Source organism: Paenibacillus sp. NPDC056579, from assembly GCF_042793215.1.
Classification (GTDB): Bacteria; Bacillota; Bacilli; order Paenibacillales; family NBRC-103111; genus Paenibacillus_S.
Genome location: NZ_JBHTVD010000009.1, coordinates 163,048 through 177,674, shown reverse-complemented (window position 1 = coordinate 177,674; position 14,627 = coordinate 163,048). Strand labels below are relative to the sequence as shown.

The 14,627-nt window shown below is 54.2% G+C and carries 15 protein-coding genes, 1 riboswitch and 1 other annotated feature; of the genes, 9 read left to right on the top strand and 6 right to left on the bottom strand.

The features are described 5' to 3' along the window. Positions 1 to 21 precede the first annotated feature (21 nt). The 5 genes from ACFQ88_RS29135 (at position 22) to ACFQ88_RS29115 (ending at position 5,628) form a co-directional block, all read left to right on the top strand. Complete coding sequence (locus ACFQ88_RS29135; RefSeq protein ID WP_239630268.1) at positions 22 to 1,125, top strand: ABC transporter substrate-binding protein; 1,104 nt, start codon at positions 22 to 24, stop codon at positions 1,123 to 1,125. 99 nt (positions 1,126 to 1,224) lie between these two features. Then, a complete protein-coding gene (locus ACFQ88_RS29130) occupies positions 1,225 to 2,586 on the top strand; it encodes an allantoinase (RefSeq protein ID WP_379459758.1) in 1,362 nt (453 codons plus the stop codon). A gap of 281 nt (positions 2,587 to 2,867) precedes the next feature. After that, complete coding sequence (locus ACFQ88_RS29125) at positions 2,868 to 4,205, top strand: phytoene desaturase family protein (protein WP_379459756.1); 1,338 nt, start codon at positions 2,868 to 2,870, stop codon at positions 4,203 to 4,205. Between the two features lie 26 nt (positions 4,206 to 4,231). Next, positions 4,232 to 5,110, top strand: a complete 879-nt coding sequence (locus ACFQ88_RS29120; RefSeq protein ID WP_379459754.1) for an RNA polymerase sigma-70 factor — start codon at positions 4,232 to 4,234, stop codon at positions 5,108 to 5,110. Positions 5,111 to 5,208: 98 nt separating this feature from the next. Next, positions 5,209 to 5,628: an HIT family protein gene (locus tag ACFQ88_RS29115; RefSeq protein WP_239630264.1), complete on the top strand. Its 420-nt coding sequence runs from the start codon at positions 5,209 to 5,211 to the stop codon at positions 5,626 to 5,628. A gap of 200 nt (positions 5,629 to 5,828) precedes the next feature. Here the strand turns inward: ACFQ88_RS29115 and ACFQ88_RS29110 are convergent, their stop codons facing one another. Beyond that, complete coding sequence (locus ACFQ88_RS29110) at positions 5,829 to 6,002, bottom strand: hypothetical protein (RefSeq protein WP_379459752.1); 174 nt, start codon at positions 6,000 to 6,002, stop codon at positions 5,829 to 5,831. Between the two features lie 239 nt (positions 6,003 to 6,241). Here ACFQ88_RS29110 and ACFQ88_RS29105 point away from each other — a divergent pair, with 239 nt between their 5' ends. Next, positions 6,242 to 7,294 carry a FecCD family ABC transporter permease gene (locus ACFQ88_RS29105; RefSeq protein ID WP_379459750.1) on the top strand — a complete coding sequence of 351 codons (1,053 nt, stop codon included), beginning with the start codon at positions 6,242 to 6,244 and terminating at the stop codon, positions 7,292 to 7,294. Continuing rightward, positions 7,294 to 8,328 carry a FecCD family ABC transporter permease gene (locus ACFQ88_RS29100; protein ID WP_379459748.1) on the top strand — a complete coding sequence of 345 codons (1,035 nt, stop codon included), beginning with the start codon at positions 7,294 to 7,296 and terminating at the stop codon, positions 8,326 to 8,328. Before ACFQ88_RS29105 ends, ACFQ88_RS29100 begins: the two co-directional genes overlap by 1 nt. 189 nt (positions 8,329 to 8,517) lie before the next feature. Here the strand turns inward: ACFQ88_RS29100 and ACFQ88_RS29095 are convergent, their stop codons facing one another. From ACFQ88_RS29095 to ACFQ88_RS29085, 3 genes are all read right to left on the bottom strand, one after another. Further along, a complete protein-coding gene (locus tag ACFQ88_RS29095; RefSeq protein ID WP_379459746.1) occupies positions 8,518 to 9,018 on the bottom strand; it encodes an NUDIX domain-containing protein in 501 nt (166 codons plus the stop codon). 128 nt (positions 9,019 to 9,146) lie between these two features. Continuing rightward, complete coding sequence (locus ACFQ88_RS29090) at positions 9,147 to 9,374, bottom strand: hypothetical protein (RefSeq protein ID WP_379459744.1); 228 nt, start codon at positions 9,372 to 9,374, stop codon at positions 9,147 to 9,149. Between the two features lie 33 nt (positions 9,375 to 9,407). Continuing rightward, entirely contained in the window at positions 9,408 to 10,241 is an 834-nt protein-coding gene (locus tag ACFQ88_RS29085) for an AraC family transcriptional regulator (RefSeq protein WP_379459742.1), read from the bottom strand. 199 nt (positions 10,242 to 10,440) lie between these two features. On the opposite strand from ACFQ88_RS29085, the gene mgrA reads away from it, so the two are divergent. Continuing rightward, entirely contained in the window at positions 10,441 to 11,433 is a 993-nt protein-coding gene (mgrA, locus tag ACFQ88_RS29080) for an L-glyceraldehyde 3-phosphate reductase (RefSeq protein WP_239630257.1), read from the top strand. Between the two features lie 89 nt (positions 11,434 to 11,522). After that, positions 11,523 to 11,798: a binding site (T-box leader), on the top strand. Between the two features lie 188 nt (positions 11,799 to 11,986). Continuing rightward, on the top strand, positions 11,987 to 13,000 hold the full coding sequence (trpS, locus tag ACFQ88_RS29075) for a tryptophan--tRNA ligase (RefSeq protein WP_345774027.1): 1,014 nt from the start codon (positions 11,987 to 11,989) through the stop codon (positions 12,998 to 13,000). A 78-nt stretch (positions 13,001 to 13,078) separates the two neighbouring features. Here the strand turns inward: trpS and ACFQ88_RS29070 are convergent, their stop codons facing one another. Both ACFQ88_RS29070 and ACFQ88_RS29065 read right to left on the bottom strand, forming a co-directional pair. Next, positions 13,079 to 13,480, bottom strand: a complete 402-nt coding sequence (locus ACFQ88_RS29070; protein WP_379459739.1) for a hypothetical protein — start codon at positions 13,478 to 13,480, stop codon at positions 13,079 to 13,081. Positions 13,481 to 13,658: 178 nt separating this feature from the next. Continuing rightward, complete coding sequence (locus ACFQ88_RS29065; RefSeq protein WP_379459737.1) at positions 13,659 to 14,459, bottom strand: transglutaminase-like domain-containing protein; 801 nt, start codon at positions 14,457 to 14,459, stop codon at positions 13,659 to 13,661. 15 nt (positions 14,460 to 14,474) lie between these two features. Further along, a riboswitch (cyclic di-GMP riboswitch) is annotated at positions 14,475 to 14,567 on the bottom strand. Positions 14,568 to 14,627: the final 60 nt, after the last annotated feature.

Here is a 14,627-nt window from a genome sequence, read left to right as displayed (position 1 = left end):
CCATATGCGGAGGGGAACCCAATGATTATTAAAGGAAAAATGATTCGTACGTTAGCTTTTATCGTGACCGTATCCATGATGCTTGCAGCATGTGGCTCCAAGGAAACGGCATCGGGCACCAATTCCCCGGCCGCAACGCCGGCAGCAGCGGCTCCCGGGACGGCTCCGGCCTCGACTACACCGGAGACGAAGGATGTGACGCTGGTCGGGGTGCGCGATGCGCAAATTTCTTCCCAGCAAATTATCGCCGATAAGCTGGGCTACTTCAAGGAAGCCGGCTTGAACGTGACGAGCCAGCTGATCGAAAGCGGTCCGGATATCGGACCGATGGTGGCGGGAGGCAGTGCGCCGGTATCCATTCAGACGAACTTTATGGATATTATTTTGAAATCGTCCAACGTTCCCGTCAAAATTGTCGCTCCTTTGGCGCAAATCGCCGGTACTCAGGCGGTCGTCGGCTCGAAAAAGCTGGAGCTCAAAAGCGCGAAGGACCTGGAAGGCAAGACGATCGGCATTCCGAATGGAGCCGATGTGAAGATTGCGATCGATAACATGGGGAAAGAGCTTGGCGTCGATGTAAGCAAGATCAAATACGTCAATCTGGCGCCAAGCGACGCGGTAGTAGCACTGCAAAAAGGCGACATCGACGCGATGGCGGCCTGGGAGCCGTTCATTACGAAGGCGATTCAAGGCGGCGGCAAGTTCCTGTTCAGCGGAACGAAGAGTGAGCTTCCGGATAAAAAAGGCAGCGTCAAATGGATGAGCGTCCATACGACGATGCAGGTGTCCGACGACTATATCAAGAAAAATCCGAACACGATCAAAGCCATTCTCGCTGCACTGAAAAAAGCGACCGATTATATTAATTCGAACCGTGCGGAAGCGATCAAAATTTTGGCTCCGGAGCTGCATTTAAGTGTGGAAGAGCTGACGCAAATTATGGACCGCAATGTATATTCCATGGTTGTGGACGATACGTATGTTAATGGGAGCAACGGTCCGGCCGTCGGCGAATATTTGAAGAGCGTCGGCAATATCAAGACGGTTCCAAAGGCGGATTCTTACCATGATTTGAGCTTGTTAAAAGCAGTGGACGCAGGCTTGATCAAAGTCGATGTGAAGTAACGGTAGGCAACCGTGTGCAGGGCCGATGCAGCTTTGGCTTCGGCTCTGTTTTTTTGTCCAATCGGGGTGGAAAGCGAGGGTACGTCAATGAGGGAAAGAATGGATTGGATAATTCGAGGCGGCTCCGTAGTGCTGCAGGATGAGGTTCGTTTGATGGATATCGGCATCAAGAGCGGGGTGATTGCTCAGCTCGGGGAGAACCTGAACTGCGAAGCGGAGAGCGAGATCGATGCGGCCGGCAGCGTGGTGATGCCCGGTATGGTCGATGTTCACGTACATCTGAATGAACCGGGCTTAAGCGACTGGGAGGGCTTCGCTACCGGCTCCGCGGCTCTGGCTGCCGGAGGCTGCACGACCTATATCGATATGCCGCTGAACGGAATCCCCCCAACCGTGACCGTTGCGGCGATGAAGCAGAAGCTGGAGGCGGCCAAGGGCCGGTCGTATGTCGATTATGCGCTGTGGGGCGGGCTCGTGCCCGGCCATCTGGACGATTTGGAGCGGCTGAACGACGCTGGGGTTATTGGCTTCAAGGCGTTCATGTCCTCTCCGGGGGATCCGGGCGAGGAAGCATTCCGCGAGGTGGACGACCTGACGCTGTGGGAGGGCATGAAGCGCATCGCAAGCATGAAGCGCGTGCTGGCGCTGCACGCCGAAAGCGAGCCGCTTGTAGGCCGTCTAAGCCAGGCTAAGCAGGCGGCGGGCGCCTTATCGGCGAAGGATTATTCGGCCTCGCGGCCGATAATGGCAGAGCTGGAGGCTGTGGCGAGGGCGCTTTTTTATGCGGAGCAGACGGGGTGTCCGCTGCATTTTGTCCACATCAGCAGCGCCGAAGCCGTCCGCTTGATAGCTCAAGCGAAGCGGCGCGGCGTCGATGTGACGCTGGAGACGTGCCCGCATTATGTCGCGCTGACGGAGGACGATCTCGAGCGGCTCGGCCCTGTCGCCAAATGCGCTCCTCCGCTGCGCAGCGGGGAGGAGCAGGAGCGGTTATGGCAAGCTCTGCGCGACGGCCATATCGATATGATATCGTCCGATCACTCGCCATGTCCCGGGGAGCTGAAGCGGTCGGGCAATTTCTTCGAAGCTTGGGGCGGCATCTCCGGCGCTCAAAGCTCGCTGGAGCTTATGATCGGCGAAGGCCACCTGAAGCGGGGCATTCCGCTGCCGGACCTTGCCCGCATGCTGTCGTACGCGCCGGCCCGAAGGTTCGGGCTGCATCCGTACAAAGGCGAGATCCGAATCGGCGCCGACGCCGATCTCGCCATGGTCGGGCTTCGCAGCTCTTATGAGCTGCAGGCGGACCAGTTGCATTACCGGCACAAGCACAGCCCGTATGTCGGGAGGACCTTCGCTTGCAAAGTGCTGGCTACATGGTGCCGGGGGCATCTGGTGTACGAAGAAGCGAGCGGGCTGAGCTCTGTGATGCCGGGCGTGTGGCTGAGCGGCAGCGTGACATGAGGCGGTCTTCGGCGGGTGTAGCGGAGAGCACAGGGGACGCAGCCTGTTCGGTATGTTTTGCGTGGTTAACCATTAATCAGGTAAGTGAATAAGAAGGCTGGGCGGGATTCTCCTGCCCGGCTTTTTATTGTAAGTGTCCGCAGATCGTCGTCGAGTACCGACTACATAGACGGGTACACACCAAATTTCCTCATCAGCCTGCCGGCAAGAGGTCACAGATCGCTCGACCTAATCGTCTTAGGGGTAAGCAACCCAATAACCGATGCAAAGGCGGGATATCTATGGCAGGTCAACAGCAAATGAATCGAGAAAGAGCAATCTGGGACGTAGTCATTATCGGCGGAGGCTTGGCCGGCTTAACGGCCTCGGTCTTTTTGGCGAGAGGCGGCAAGTCGGTTCTGGTGCTGGAAAAATCACCGGCAGCCGGAGGGCGGGCCATGTCTACGCGCAAAGAAGGGGGCATCTTCAATCTCGGCCCCCACGCGTTGTACAAAAACGGCGCAGGCGCGGCAGTGTGGGATGAGCTCGGCATCCAACCGCACGGGGAGAAGCCGAAAGCGCAAGGTCCGTTAGTATTCGGTAAGGAGCAGGGGAGCGAGAAGGCGGTGCCGATGCTTCAGCTGTTTCTTGGCTCCGCGTTGAGCTGGCCGGAAAAGATGGAGCTATTGCGCTTTTACAGGGGATTGCGCAAAATCGACACGAAGGAGGACGCGCTTCAGCGGACCAGCTTGCAGAGCTACTTGGAAAGCCATATTAAGAGCCCGGTCATTCGGAGTGCGATCGGGGCGCTCGTGCGGGTTTCTTCGTATAGCAATGCGCCGGAGCGGGTTAGCGCCGGAGCGGTGCTCGGGCAGCTGCAGATGGGGCAAGTGCTATATTTGCACGGGGGCTGGCAAAAGCTCGTAGACGAAGTGCAGCAAAAAGCGGAGGAGGCCGGCGTCTCCTTCAGCTGCGGCGCATCGGTACACAAAATCGAAGGGCGCTCCCCCGAGATGTCGGTAACGCTTAAGGATGGGACGGTCTTTGCCGCGCGGACGGTGCTGTCGACGGCAGGTCCTAAAGAAACCGCGGCGATGCTCGGAGGCGGCGTCCTTCCAGAGGAAATCCGCCGATGGGATGATCTGATTCCGGTTCACGCCGCTTGTCTCGACTTGCACTTGTCCGCTATGCCGAATCCGAAGCTGACATTTTCTCTCGGCGTAGACCAGCCTTGGTATTTCTCGAATCATTCGTACGCCGCATCGCTGACGGACGATCCCGGGCATTCGGTAGTACATGTCATGAAATATTTACCCCCTGAATCAATGCAGGATGCTGCCATGGTTAAGCACGAGCTCGAGAGGTTCGTGGATATGATACAGCCGGGCTGGCGCGAGCATGTCGTCAACAGCCGCTTCATGCCGCATCTGACGGTGACCCACGCGCTTGTAACCGCCTCGATGGGCGGGATAAAAGGACGTCCGGCACCTGAGGTCGCTTCATGGCCGGGCCTCTATGTGGCAGGCGATTGGGTCGGGGCGGAAGGAATGCTGCTGGATGCGTCTCTGGCAAGCGCAAGGCAGGCGGCGGCGTGTATAATGGGAAAGAAGCTTCAGCTTGTTAAGGCCGGTATTTTTTAATTTATCCAAAAAGGCAGGGATCAGCTATGGAGCTTGAGCAAGCATACCGCGATTACAAGCCGCTGCTTTTTTCCATTGCGTATAAAATGCTGGGCTCGGTTTCCGACGCCGAAGATATCGTGCAGGATTGCTTTGTCACAGCACGACAAGTGCAATGGGATCATGTCGGCAATGAGAAGTCGTACCTGTGCAAAACGGTGACGAACCGCTGTCTCGACCATCTCAAATCGGCGCGAAAGAAGCGTGAGCTCTATATTGGGCCGTGGCTGCCGGAGCCGCTGGTTCAGGATGCATCCGAGGACCCTCAGGAGCATTTGATCCTCGAGGATACGATCACCTACGCTTTTCTCATCATGCTGGAGACGCTTACCCCGCTGGAGCGGGCGGTCTTTGTTTTGCGGGAGTCGTTCGGCTACGAATATGAGGAAATTGCCGCGATGGTGGGCCGAACGGAAGTCGCCTGCCGCAAAACATTCAGCCGCGTGAAGCGAAAGGTGCAGCAGGCACAGCCTCCTTCCTCGCTGCCGAGTCTGGAAGAGACGGAGCATATCGTCAAACGGTTCATCCACGCTGCGTCAACGGGAAATATGGAGGAGCTGATCGCCATGATGACGGAGGACATCATCCTCGTATCCGACGGGGGAGGTAAAGTGCACGCCGCCGTTCGTCCGATCGTGAGCAGAGCTCATGTCATCGCTTTCCTCAAGGGCGTTGTCTCCAAGCTGTCGCCGGAATCCGTCATTCATACGGCTGTGATCAACGGGCAAGCAGGAATCGTGCTGAGCGGCGGAGAGTACCAGAATACGGTATTGAGCTACGAGCTGGATGAGAGCCGGAAGCTCAAGCGCATCTTTGTGGTGTCGAACCCCGACAAGCTCGAGCATGTGGCTCAAGGGCTCCAATAGGTGCTGCCAAGCACAAAATGTGCATGGACAAATAGAAGCTCGAAGTTTAGTATTAAACTCGGGCTTGTATAATTCATCCAAAAGGCAGGGGAAGAGCCATGACGCAAAGCTGTATTTATTGTGCTCAAGACGAAAGACTGGATAATATTATGATCGAAATCGGCAAGCTTCGCGTGTCGACGCTATACCTGTTCAAGGAGCAAACGTACCGCGGTCGCTGCATCGTAGCTTTGAACGAGCATGAGACGGAGTTTTTCCATTTATCCCAAGAGAAGCAGGATGCCTATATGCGTGATGTCGCTCAAGTGGCGCGTGCGATCGAGCAAGCTTTTTCACCGAATAAAATCAACTACGGCGCCTTCGGGGATACGATGCCGCACGTTCATTTTCACATCGTGCCGAAATACGAGAACGAGTACACCTGGGGCAAAATGTTCGAGATGAACCCTGCGCCTAACAAGCAGCTGTCCGCTTCGGAATATGAAGAGATTATCGGACTTATCAAGCAAAACTTATAAGAAGTAGAAAGGGCACCTGTAGCAGGTGTCTTTTTTTGTGAATGCCAGGTAAAGAGGGACTCATGTGGATCCGGATTCTCATATTCTATGTATAAAAGAACAAAAGGGCGCCCATTCTCGGGAGCCCTTTTGCATGTGTTGAAAGAAAGTCATGTACATCGGCATTAGAAACTGACACGGCCTGCTGTCACTCGGTTCGATCAGACGGATTCTGAGTTTTGAATGGCATGCTCCCAGCTCGGGAAGTAGTAAAGCGCATTTTGCAGCAGATCCGGATGCGACTGCTTGATTTTTTTCTTGCTCATCGTTTCTCCGCTTTGTTTAAGCTGTTGGATTTGCGACACGACGTCAACTACACTCATATTGGCTTCCATGACATGCACCCCTTCAATCAAGTTGCTCTAAATTCTGCCCTACTATTTACGATATATACCAATGAGAGACGAAAAAAGAATGACATCATCTGTCACTCCCAAGTTACATTTGCGTAGATTGCACCTCCATGAGCATTTTTGGCTACCCATTCGCAGCAACATATGCTATTATCTTAATGAAATTGATTCTCATTATCGAAAGCTGAGGAAATTGCTACATAAAGGATGGTTTGGACTAGATGATACTTTCAGAATCGGTCAACCCTACTGAAGAAAAAGCGGCTGTTCCTTTTCGTACCCGGCCTTTTGCCGCGTCACTTGTTTTGATCGGCGGGCTAATCGCTTTGCTGGCAGGGCTCGGCCTATCCATATCGCTGGGTGCCGCGGATATTCGCTTGATTACAGTCTGGCAGGCGATTTTCAGCTTTCAGCCGGATGTAACGCAGCATCAAATCATACAAGAGCTTCGGCTGCCGAGAGCGATCGCCGGGGCTATGGTCGGGGCTTGTTTTGCCGTAGCGGGAGCCATCATGCAGGGGATCACCCGAAACCCGCTGGCGGATTCGGGGCTGCTCGGCGTCAATGCCGGAGCCGGTTTTGCGCTGGCGCTCTGCTTTGCGTTCTTTCCAGGAATGCCTTTCATGTACCTCATTATGTACTCGTTCGTTGGAGCTGCGTTGGGAGCCGGAATGGTATACGGTATAGGCTCGATAGCCAAAAACGGACTCACTCCGTTCCGGCTCGCGATGTCAGGCGCGGCGGTCGGAGCGCTGCTGGTTGCCCTGAGCGAAGGACTCCAGCTCTACTTCCGTATCGGGCAGGATATGGCTTTCTGGTATGCCGGAGGGGTAGCTGGAACCAAATGGCTGCAGCTTAAAATCATGTTTCCATGGGTGGCGGCAGCTATGATCGGTACGATCTTGCTGTCTCGTTCGATTACGGTGCTGAGCCTCGGAGAGGAGCTGGCCGTAGGTCTCGGACAGCGGACGGGGCTCGTGAAGGTTATGGCTTTGATCATTGTGCTTGTGCTGGCTGGAGCGGCGGTGTCCGCCGTAGGCGCCATCGGGTTTATCGGCCTGGTCATTCCGCACGTCGTCCGGGCGCTGGTCGGGGTCGATTACCGCTGGATCATTCCGTGCTCCGCCGTATTGGGGAGCCTGCTTATGGTATTTGCCGATATCGCCGCAAGGATGATACATCCTCCTTATGAAACGCCGGTCGGTGCGCTGATCGCGTTAATAGGCGTGCCCTTCTTCCTGTATTTGGTGCGCAAGGAAAGGAGGGAGCTGTAATGCAAGCATTACGGTCTTCTGTCGGGGAACGCAGGCGAAGCGTGCGCGCGGTCACGGTGTTATCGATCTTTGGCATTTTGTTGTTTCTCATGCTTCTTATCAGCATGAATACGGGCTTTACCAGGCTTGCTCCGATTGATGTGATCAAGACTTTAGTCGGATCGGGTACAGCGAAGCAGGAGTTGATTTTGTTCGAGTTTCGGCTTCCGCGAATCGTCATATCGGTGCTGGTTGGAGCCGGTCTAGCCGTATCCGGTTGCATATTGCAGGGCATTTCACGTAATCCGCTGGCCGATCCGGGCATTTTGGGGATCAACGCGGGGGCGGGGCTCATGGTGGTGCTGTTCATTTCGTTTTATCCGACCAAGGCGGCGGCTCCGGTATTTTTGCTGCCATTTCTCGCTTTGGCCGGAGCGGGCTTGACCGCCGTGCTTATATACAGCTTGGCCTACCGCAGAAATGAAGGACTGTCGCCGACACGGATGGTGCTTACAGGCATTGCCGTAGCGGCAGGCATAAGCGCGGCTATGATTGTGTTGACGCTCCGTCTCGATCCCCAAAGCTATCAATTCGTGCAAGTATGGCTTGCGGGCAGCATCTGGGGCTCGAACTGGAAGTTCGTACTCGCCCTGCTGCCATGGATTATCATTCTGATCCCTTATGTGATGTATAAGGCACGGGTGCTGAATGTGCTCACTTTGGGGGATCAGACCGCCACAGGACTGGGGACGCCGCTTGAAAAAGAACGCCTCGGACTCATAGCGGCAGCTGTCGCTTTGGCCGGGTCGTGTGTTGCCGTCGGCGGCGGAATCGGCTTCGTCGGCTTGATCGGCCCGCATCTTGCTCGGGGGCTGGTGGGACCGAAGCATCAGTACTTGATCCCGGCATCCGCTTTGGCTGGCGGTCTTCTGCTGATCGTGGCCGACACGATCGGGCGTGTCTTGATTCAGCCGAGCGAAATTCCGGCCGGCATCGTTGTCGCCGTCATCGGCGCGCCGTACTTCCTGTATTTGCTGGCACGGGCAAAAGCGTAGCAAAGCAGGCGAGGCTCGCTGCTCAGCCTCAGCGTAATGCAGAGGCTGTCAGTCTCGAAAGTTGAATAAGGGAGAGAGCCGATCCCATATGAAAAGACGTTTCCAAAGCCGCGTAAGAAGCAGGGCTGGCTGGAAGCGTCTTTTTGCATGCACACGGATACCGAGGGCTTAGTACCTGCAGCATTCAGGTTATTTCAAAATCAATGTACCATCGAATCTCAAATAGTCTTGGAACACTTCTTCATGGTGCCGGGCAAACCGCTCGCTGGATGCTTGCGGCAGGGCATCGATCGGAAAAAAGCGCGCATCCGTGCTCTCATCGGTTTCGGTCTCCAGCCTTCCTGTCCACTCGTCGACCCGGAACAAATACTCCACCACCTGATGCTCATTGCCGAACCTGTCGGTGTAAGACTGCTTGACCGGTGAAGAGTAAATGGCGATCAGCGTTGCCCGCAATACATCCAGACCGGTTTCTTCCTTGACTTCCCGCATCATGCAGTCGTACACGGATTCATTCAGCTCCATTGCGCCGGCCGGCATTCCCCAATAGCCGTCGCCTCTGCGGCGGATGAACAACGCGCGGCCTTGCGCATCGAGCAGGATAGCCCGGACGGAATGAACAATGAGCTTCCTGGTGCCTACGACTTGACGAAGCTGTCCCAAGTAGGAATCGTGCCAGCTGTGGCTCATATCCCACACCTCTTCTATTTTTATGGATAAATATGGGTCAATTGTATGGGATGAGCAGCAGGAATACCATCATCGATTTGTGATGAAATCGTTCTCAGCTTGAGATGGGAAGAGAGGTGATAACGCCTTCAGTCGAGCCGATTCCCCGCTGTAGCGCGGAAAAAGCGGCTTACAGGCGAACGGAACGTGCCGCTGCTGAGCTGTAACGCGGATTTTCCGCGTTCCAGTAGCCTGTTGCGCCACTGGTTGAGCCGCCTCCCCGCTGTAGCGCGGAAAAAGCGGCTTACGGTGAACGGAACGCGCCGCTGCTGAGCTGTAACGCGGATTTTCCGCTTTCCAGCAACCTGAACCACCATCGACCGAGCCGCGCCCCGCGCGCCACGTTCCGGTCACGAGGACTTCCGGTATTCCGAGGGGGAAACGCCTTTGAGCTTCTTGAACATTTTGGAGAACAGAAGCTGGTCCTTGTACCCGACGGAGTAGGCGATTTCGCCGATCGACAGCGACGGGTTGTTCATCAGCTCGCACGCTTTGTTCAAGCGAAACTGAATTAAATAATCCTGCGGAGACAGCCCCGTAGCGGCTTTGAACAGCTTGGACAAATACTTGCGCTCCAAGCCGATCCAGTCGGCCATTTCAGCGATGGTTACCGTCTGCGAGTAGTTGATATGCACGAACTCGATCGCTTTTTTGATATACAGGTCCTGGGCGTTCTCGGCTTTGGGCGCACGAATGTCGGTGTGAGCCTCCTCGATGAGGATGGACAGAAGCCCGTACAAATGGCTGAGCAGCCGGGTGTCGCTGCTTCCGCTTCTTTGGCAGGCTTCGTAAATTTGACGGAAGCACTGTTCGAGCTCCTCCGGATCGCGGGGGCGAAAAATCGGCCGGTACGCCGACAGGCGGGCACGGGTCAAATACAGCTCCGCATTCAGTCCGTCAAACGCGACCCAAGAGTAAACCCACGGATCTTCGTCGTCCGCGCGGTAATAAGAGACAACATCCGGGCTTAGCAGGAAGCCGTCACCCGGGCCGAGACGGTACGTCTGCTCGCCGACGCGGTAAATGCCTTTGCCGCTGTGGATGTACAGAAATTTATAGTGGTCCTTCAATGCAGGACCCCAGGAATGTCCCGGAGCGCATTGCTCCGAGCCGCAGTAAAAAAGCTTTAATTCTATACAGGGTGTGGCAGGATCCGATGTGAAACGGTAGTCGAATTGAGACATGGCCAACCTCCATAGGTCATAGCTGGTTTATAAACGAGAGACATCATGACATATATATCATACATGCTGACATATGGTTTGGACAAGGAAAACGCTAGAATGAAACCATCGCTTGTATGTAAGAACAACAAAAAGAGATGCCCGAAAGGAGCTCGGCCTGTCACGGGAGTTCCTATGGGACCATTTGAGGAGGATATGAATGAGTTACATTCCAAGCAGTGAACGTTACGCTTCCATGGTGTACAACCGTTGCGGTAAAAGCGGATTAAAGCTTCCGGCGGTATCGCTGGGGCTTTGGCACAATTTCGGCGGCGAGGACGTATACGAGAACGGCCGGGCGATGGTGCGACGCGCGTTTGATCTGGGGATTACGCATTTTGACTTGGCGAACAACTACGGGCCGCCTCCAGGCAGCGCGGAGGAAAACTTCGGCAAAATTTTGAAAGCGGATTTCGCGGGCTACCGCGATGAAATGATCATTGCGACAAAAGCCGGCTTCTACATGTGGCCTGGCCCTTACGGCGACCGCGGCTCGCGTAAATATTTGATCTCCAGTCTGGATCAAAGCTTGAAGCGGATGAACCTGGACTATGTGGATATTTTTTACCACCACCGTCCGGACAACGATACGCCGCTGGAAGAAACAATGGCTGCTCTTGATCAAATCGTGCGTCAAGGCAAGGCGCTCTACGTCGGTATTTCCAACTACAGAGCGGACCGCGCCAAGGAAGCGCTGGCGATTTTGAAAAGCATGGGTACGCCGGTCGTTATCCATCAGCCAAGGTACTCGATGCTCGACCGTTGGGTAGAGGATGGCTTGCTTGATGTGCTGGACGAGGCGGGAGTGGGCAGTATTGCGTATTCTCCGCTGTACAAAGGGATTTTGACCGACCGTTACTTGAACGGCATTCCGGAAGATTCCCGCGCAGCCGGCAAGAGCGTGTTCCTGAAGCCGGAAGAGCTGACGGAAGAAGTGCTCGGCAAAGTGCGCAAGCTCAATGAAATTGCTCAGCAGCGCGGACAAAAGCTGTCCCAAATGGCTGTTGCGTGGGTGCTTCGCGGCGGCCGCGTAACGACGGCTCTGATCGGTGCAAGCAAAGTGAGCCAAATCGAGGATGCGGTAGCGGGACTGAGCAACCTGGAGTTCAGCGAAGAAGAGCTGACGGCAATCGAGAACATTCTCAGAGGCTAAGTCCAATTTGCCGACGAACGACTGGGTTTGCACAGGTTAAATTTAGGAGTGAAACGCACTGGCGTCTGTGATATAATAGCGCAAATGAATAGTGCGCGATGATGAAGAAGAGTAGGCGCTGCTAATGACGGCAGAGAGCGGATGGTTGGTGCGAATCCGTGTCGGCGCAGCGTTGAATGGGCTTCGGAGCTCCGATCTGAAGGCTACGGCCGGTAGGTGAAGCGGATGTCTTACCGTTACAAAAGACAGGGTATCGAGCAAGAGCGCCGTCTTCGGCAGCTGTATCTCTCCGTACCCGTAAAGCGAGTCTGCCGGCAGCGGCGGGCTAATCAAGGTGGTACCGCGAATTCAACTTCGTCCTTATACAGGACGGAGTTTTTTTATTTTTCCCGAAGCTCAGGGGCAGTAAGGCTCTTCTTCAGGTAGTGACAAGTGCTGCCGGCACAGCACAAAGCCCGATCAAGAGCTCATTGAAAGGAGGTGATGGCCATGGATGATGGTTGGTGGTGGCGAACGATCTGCAATTTCATAATCCATATCAGGAGGAATTACGATGACTATGACGATGAAAGAACGTGTACTGACTGGAGACCGCATTACCGGCAAGCTTCACCTTGGCCATTACGTCGGGAGCTTGAAAAATCGGGTGGAGCTGCAGCAGCAGTATGAGACCTTTATAATGCTTGCGGATGTGCAGGCGCTGACAACGCATTTTGACAATCCCCAGCTGATCCGGAATAACTTGCGCAAAGTCGCGCTCGATTATTTGTCCGTCGGCATCGACCCGGCGAAATCGACCCTGTTCGTGCAATCGATGATACCCGAAATTGCCGAGCTGACGGTGTATTTTTCGATGTTCGTTACCGTGAATGCTTTGCGGCACAACCCGACCATCAAGACGGAGGCCAAGGATCGGGGATATACCGATATGTATTACGGTTTTCTCGGTTATCCTGTAAGCCAATCGGCGGATATCGCCTTTTGCAAAGCGACGCTCATTCCGGTCGGGGAGGATCAAGTTCCCCATATCGAGCAGACGAGAAAAATCGTGCGCCGGTTCAATGATTTGTATGCCCCTGTGTTTCCGGAGCCGCAGGCTCTCGTCGGAGAGCGTCTGGAGGGACTCGACGGCAACAGCAAGATGAGCAAGAGCATGGGCAACGCCATTTATCTCGATTCGTCCAAGGAAGAAGTGGCGAACCAGATCAAAAAAGCGAAAACGGACCCGAGCCGTATTCATAAGCACGACCCGGGGCATCCGGAAATTTGCCCAATATACGGTTATCATGCCGCTTTTCTTCCGGAGGGAAGGCAGGAGATCGAGCAGAGCTGCCGCAGCGGTGCCATTGGATGCTCTGACTGCAAGAAGCGGGTAACGGATGCGATGAATACGGTGCTCGAGCCGATTCGGGAGCGCAGACGGCAGTATGAGCAGAAGCCGGCATTTATCGACGAGCTGCTCATGTCCGGTACGGATGCGGCACGCTCCATAGCCCAAGAGACGATGCTGGAAGTGCGGGAAGCTATGAGCATTGACTATTTCGGCAAAAGCGGCAGACGGGGTTAAGTATAAAAAAGAGCGCCGGACGGCGGGTACGATAAGTACCTCCGTTCCGGCGCATTTCATTAGGAAACGTGTATGATTTTATTTTTGTGCAGGCACGAGTTTTGCCGCTTCCACGGTTTGTAGATTGTGCAGTTGTACCGGTACCGCTGCAGCATCATCCAATTTGCCTTCTTTTATTTCCATTGGCTTCACCAAGATGACCTCGCCGTCCGCTTGTTCCAATTGCGCAGCCGCAGTCGATGTTGCCGGCAACGCTTTGATCCACATTTTGACCGCTTGTGTAGAAACAGAATCCCCGCCCGCTTCAGTCAATGGAATAAGCTGCATCGGTGCTGTTTGCGATGCATCCACTTGAATGGCTTGTGCGGAGGGTGTCAATGTTTTCAATTCCACTGGATGAGCTTGATCCGCTCCGGCTCCCGCCGATCCAATTCCTGTCAAAAGACTTCCTGCCAATACGGTTGCTGCGATAATATTCATGTTTCTCCATCTCCTTTTAGGTCGTTGTGTCTTACAAGATTTATTGTACAGGTCATCTCCGGCAAAACTTTGGACCAAATGTGGAAAAACGATGGGACGGGGTAGGGAGGCATAAAAAAACAACCTGCATGGATGCAGGCTGTCCATAATGTGCGCCCGGCAAGGGCGTTTAACTAGACTAATAGATTTGCGTAATAGTATAATCGGCAGCTTGCTTGATCATCGGAGTATCTTGTCCGTTTTGAACGCGAGCCGCGTCATAGGTTGTGTCGATGGTGATCCATTGATTGCTGTCTTTCAAGTACACTTGGTTCCACGCATGAAACGTAGCCGGAGCCGAAGCCTCGTAACCCATCGCGAGCCGGGTCGGAATGTTCAGACTGCGGGCCATTGCGGCAAATAGCGCAGCGTAATCGTAGCAAATCCCTTTGGAAGTATCGTAAACGGCATCCAGATCAGGGGTGTAGCCGGAATCGAGCGCTTGTGCCTTAGCGTAGTCATATTGAATGCTGCGAACGATATAGGAGTAAATGGCGGCCGTTTTTTCTCTATCCGACATCGCGTCACTCGTCAGCCGCTTAGCCTCTGCGACGGCTTTTGTATTGCTATTCCAATCGATCATCGGGATCGACTGTACGAATACGGCGTTCTCGTCGTCCATCTTCAGCTCGATGCTTTCTTGCGAGACGACTTTATATTTATTTTCACTTAGGAATTGGGCGATGGTGATGCTGTACGTTCCATTGCCTTGCTGCAATGGATATTGGGCCCCGTTCGTCAGATAATAATCGTATTTGTTATTGTCCTTCGATATGCGCACGATCGCTTTCGTATCGTTGAGGTCGGAACCGGCAACCGTGATGATGCCTTTATCCAAAGCGCTGCGGTCTACGGTGTAGGGTGCAGCCGCCTCTATACCTTTTGGCGATCCTATCAGAAGAGCGGCTAGCAAAGTCATCGTAAAGAGTTTTTTGAACATAAAAAAAGCTCTCCTTTCGGTAACTGGCTGCCATTTTAGTCCGTTCGGACTAAGGAAGGCCCTGTAGCTTTGCGTCCCCGGCTTTCGCAGGGTTTGCCTTTATCGGTTGAAAGCGCCGAATTTTTTTTATAGTTCTATCATACCATATGACTGTCGAACTTTGTACAG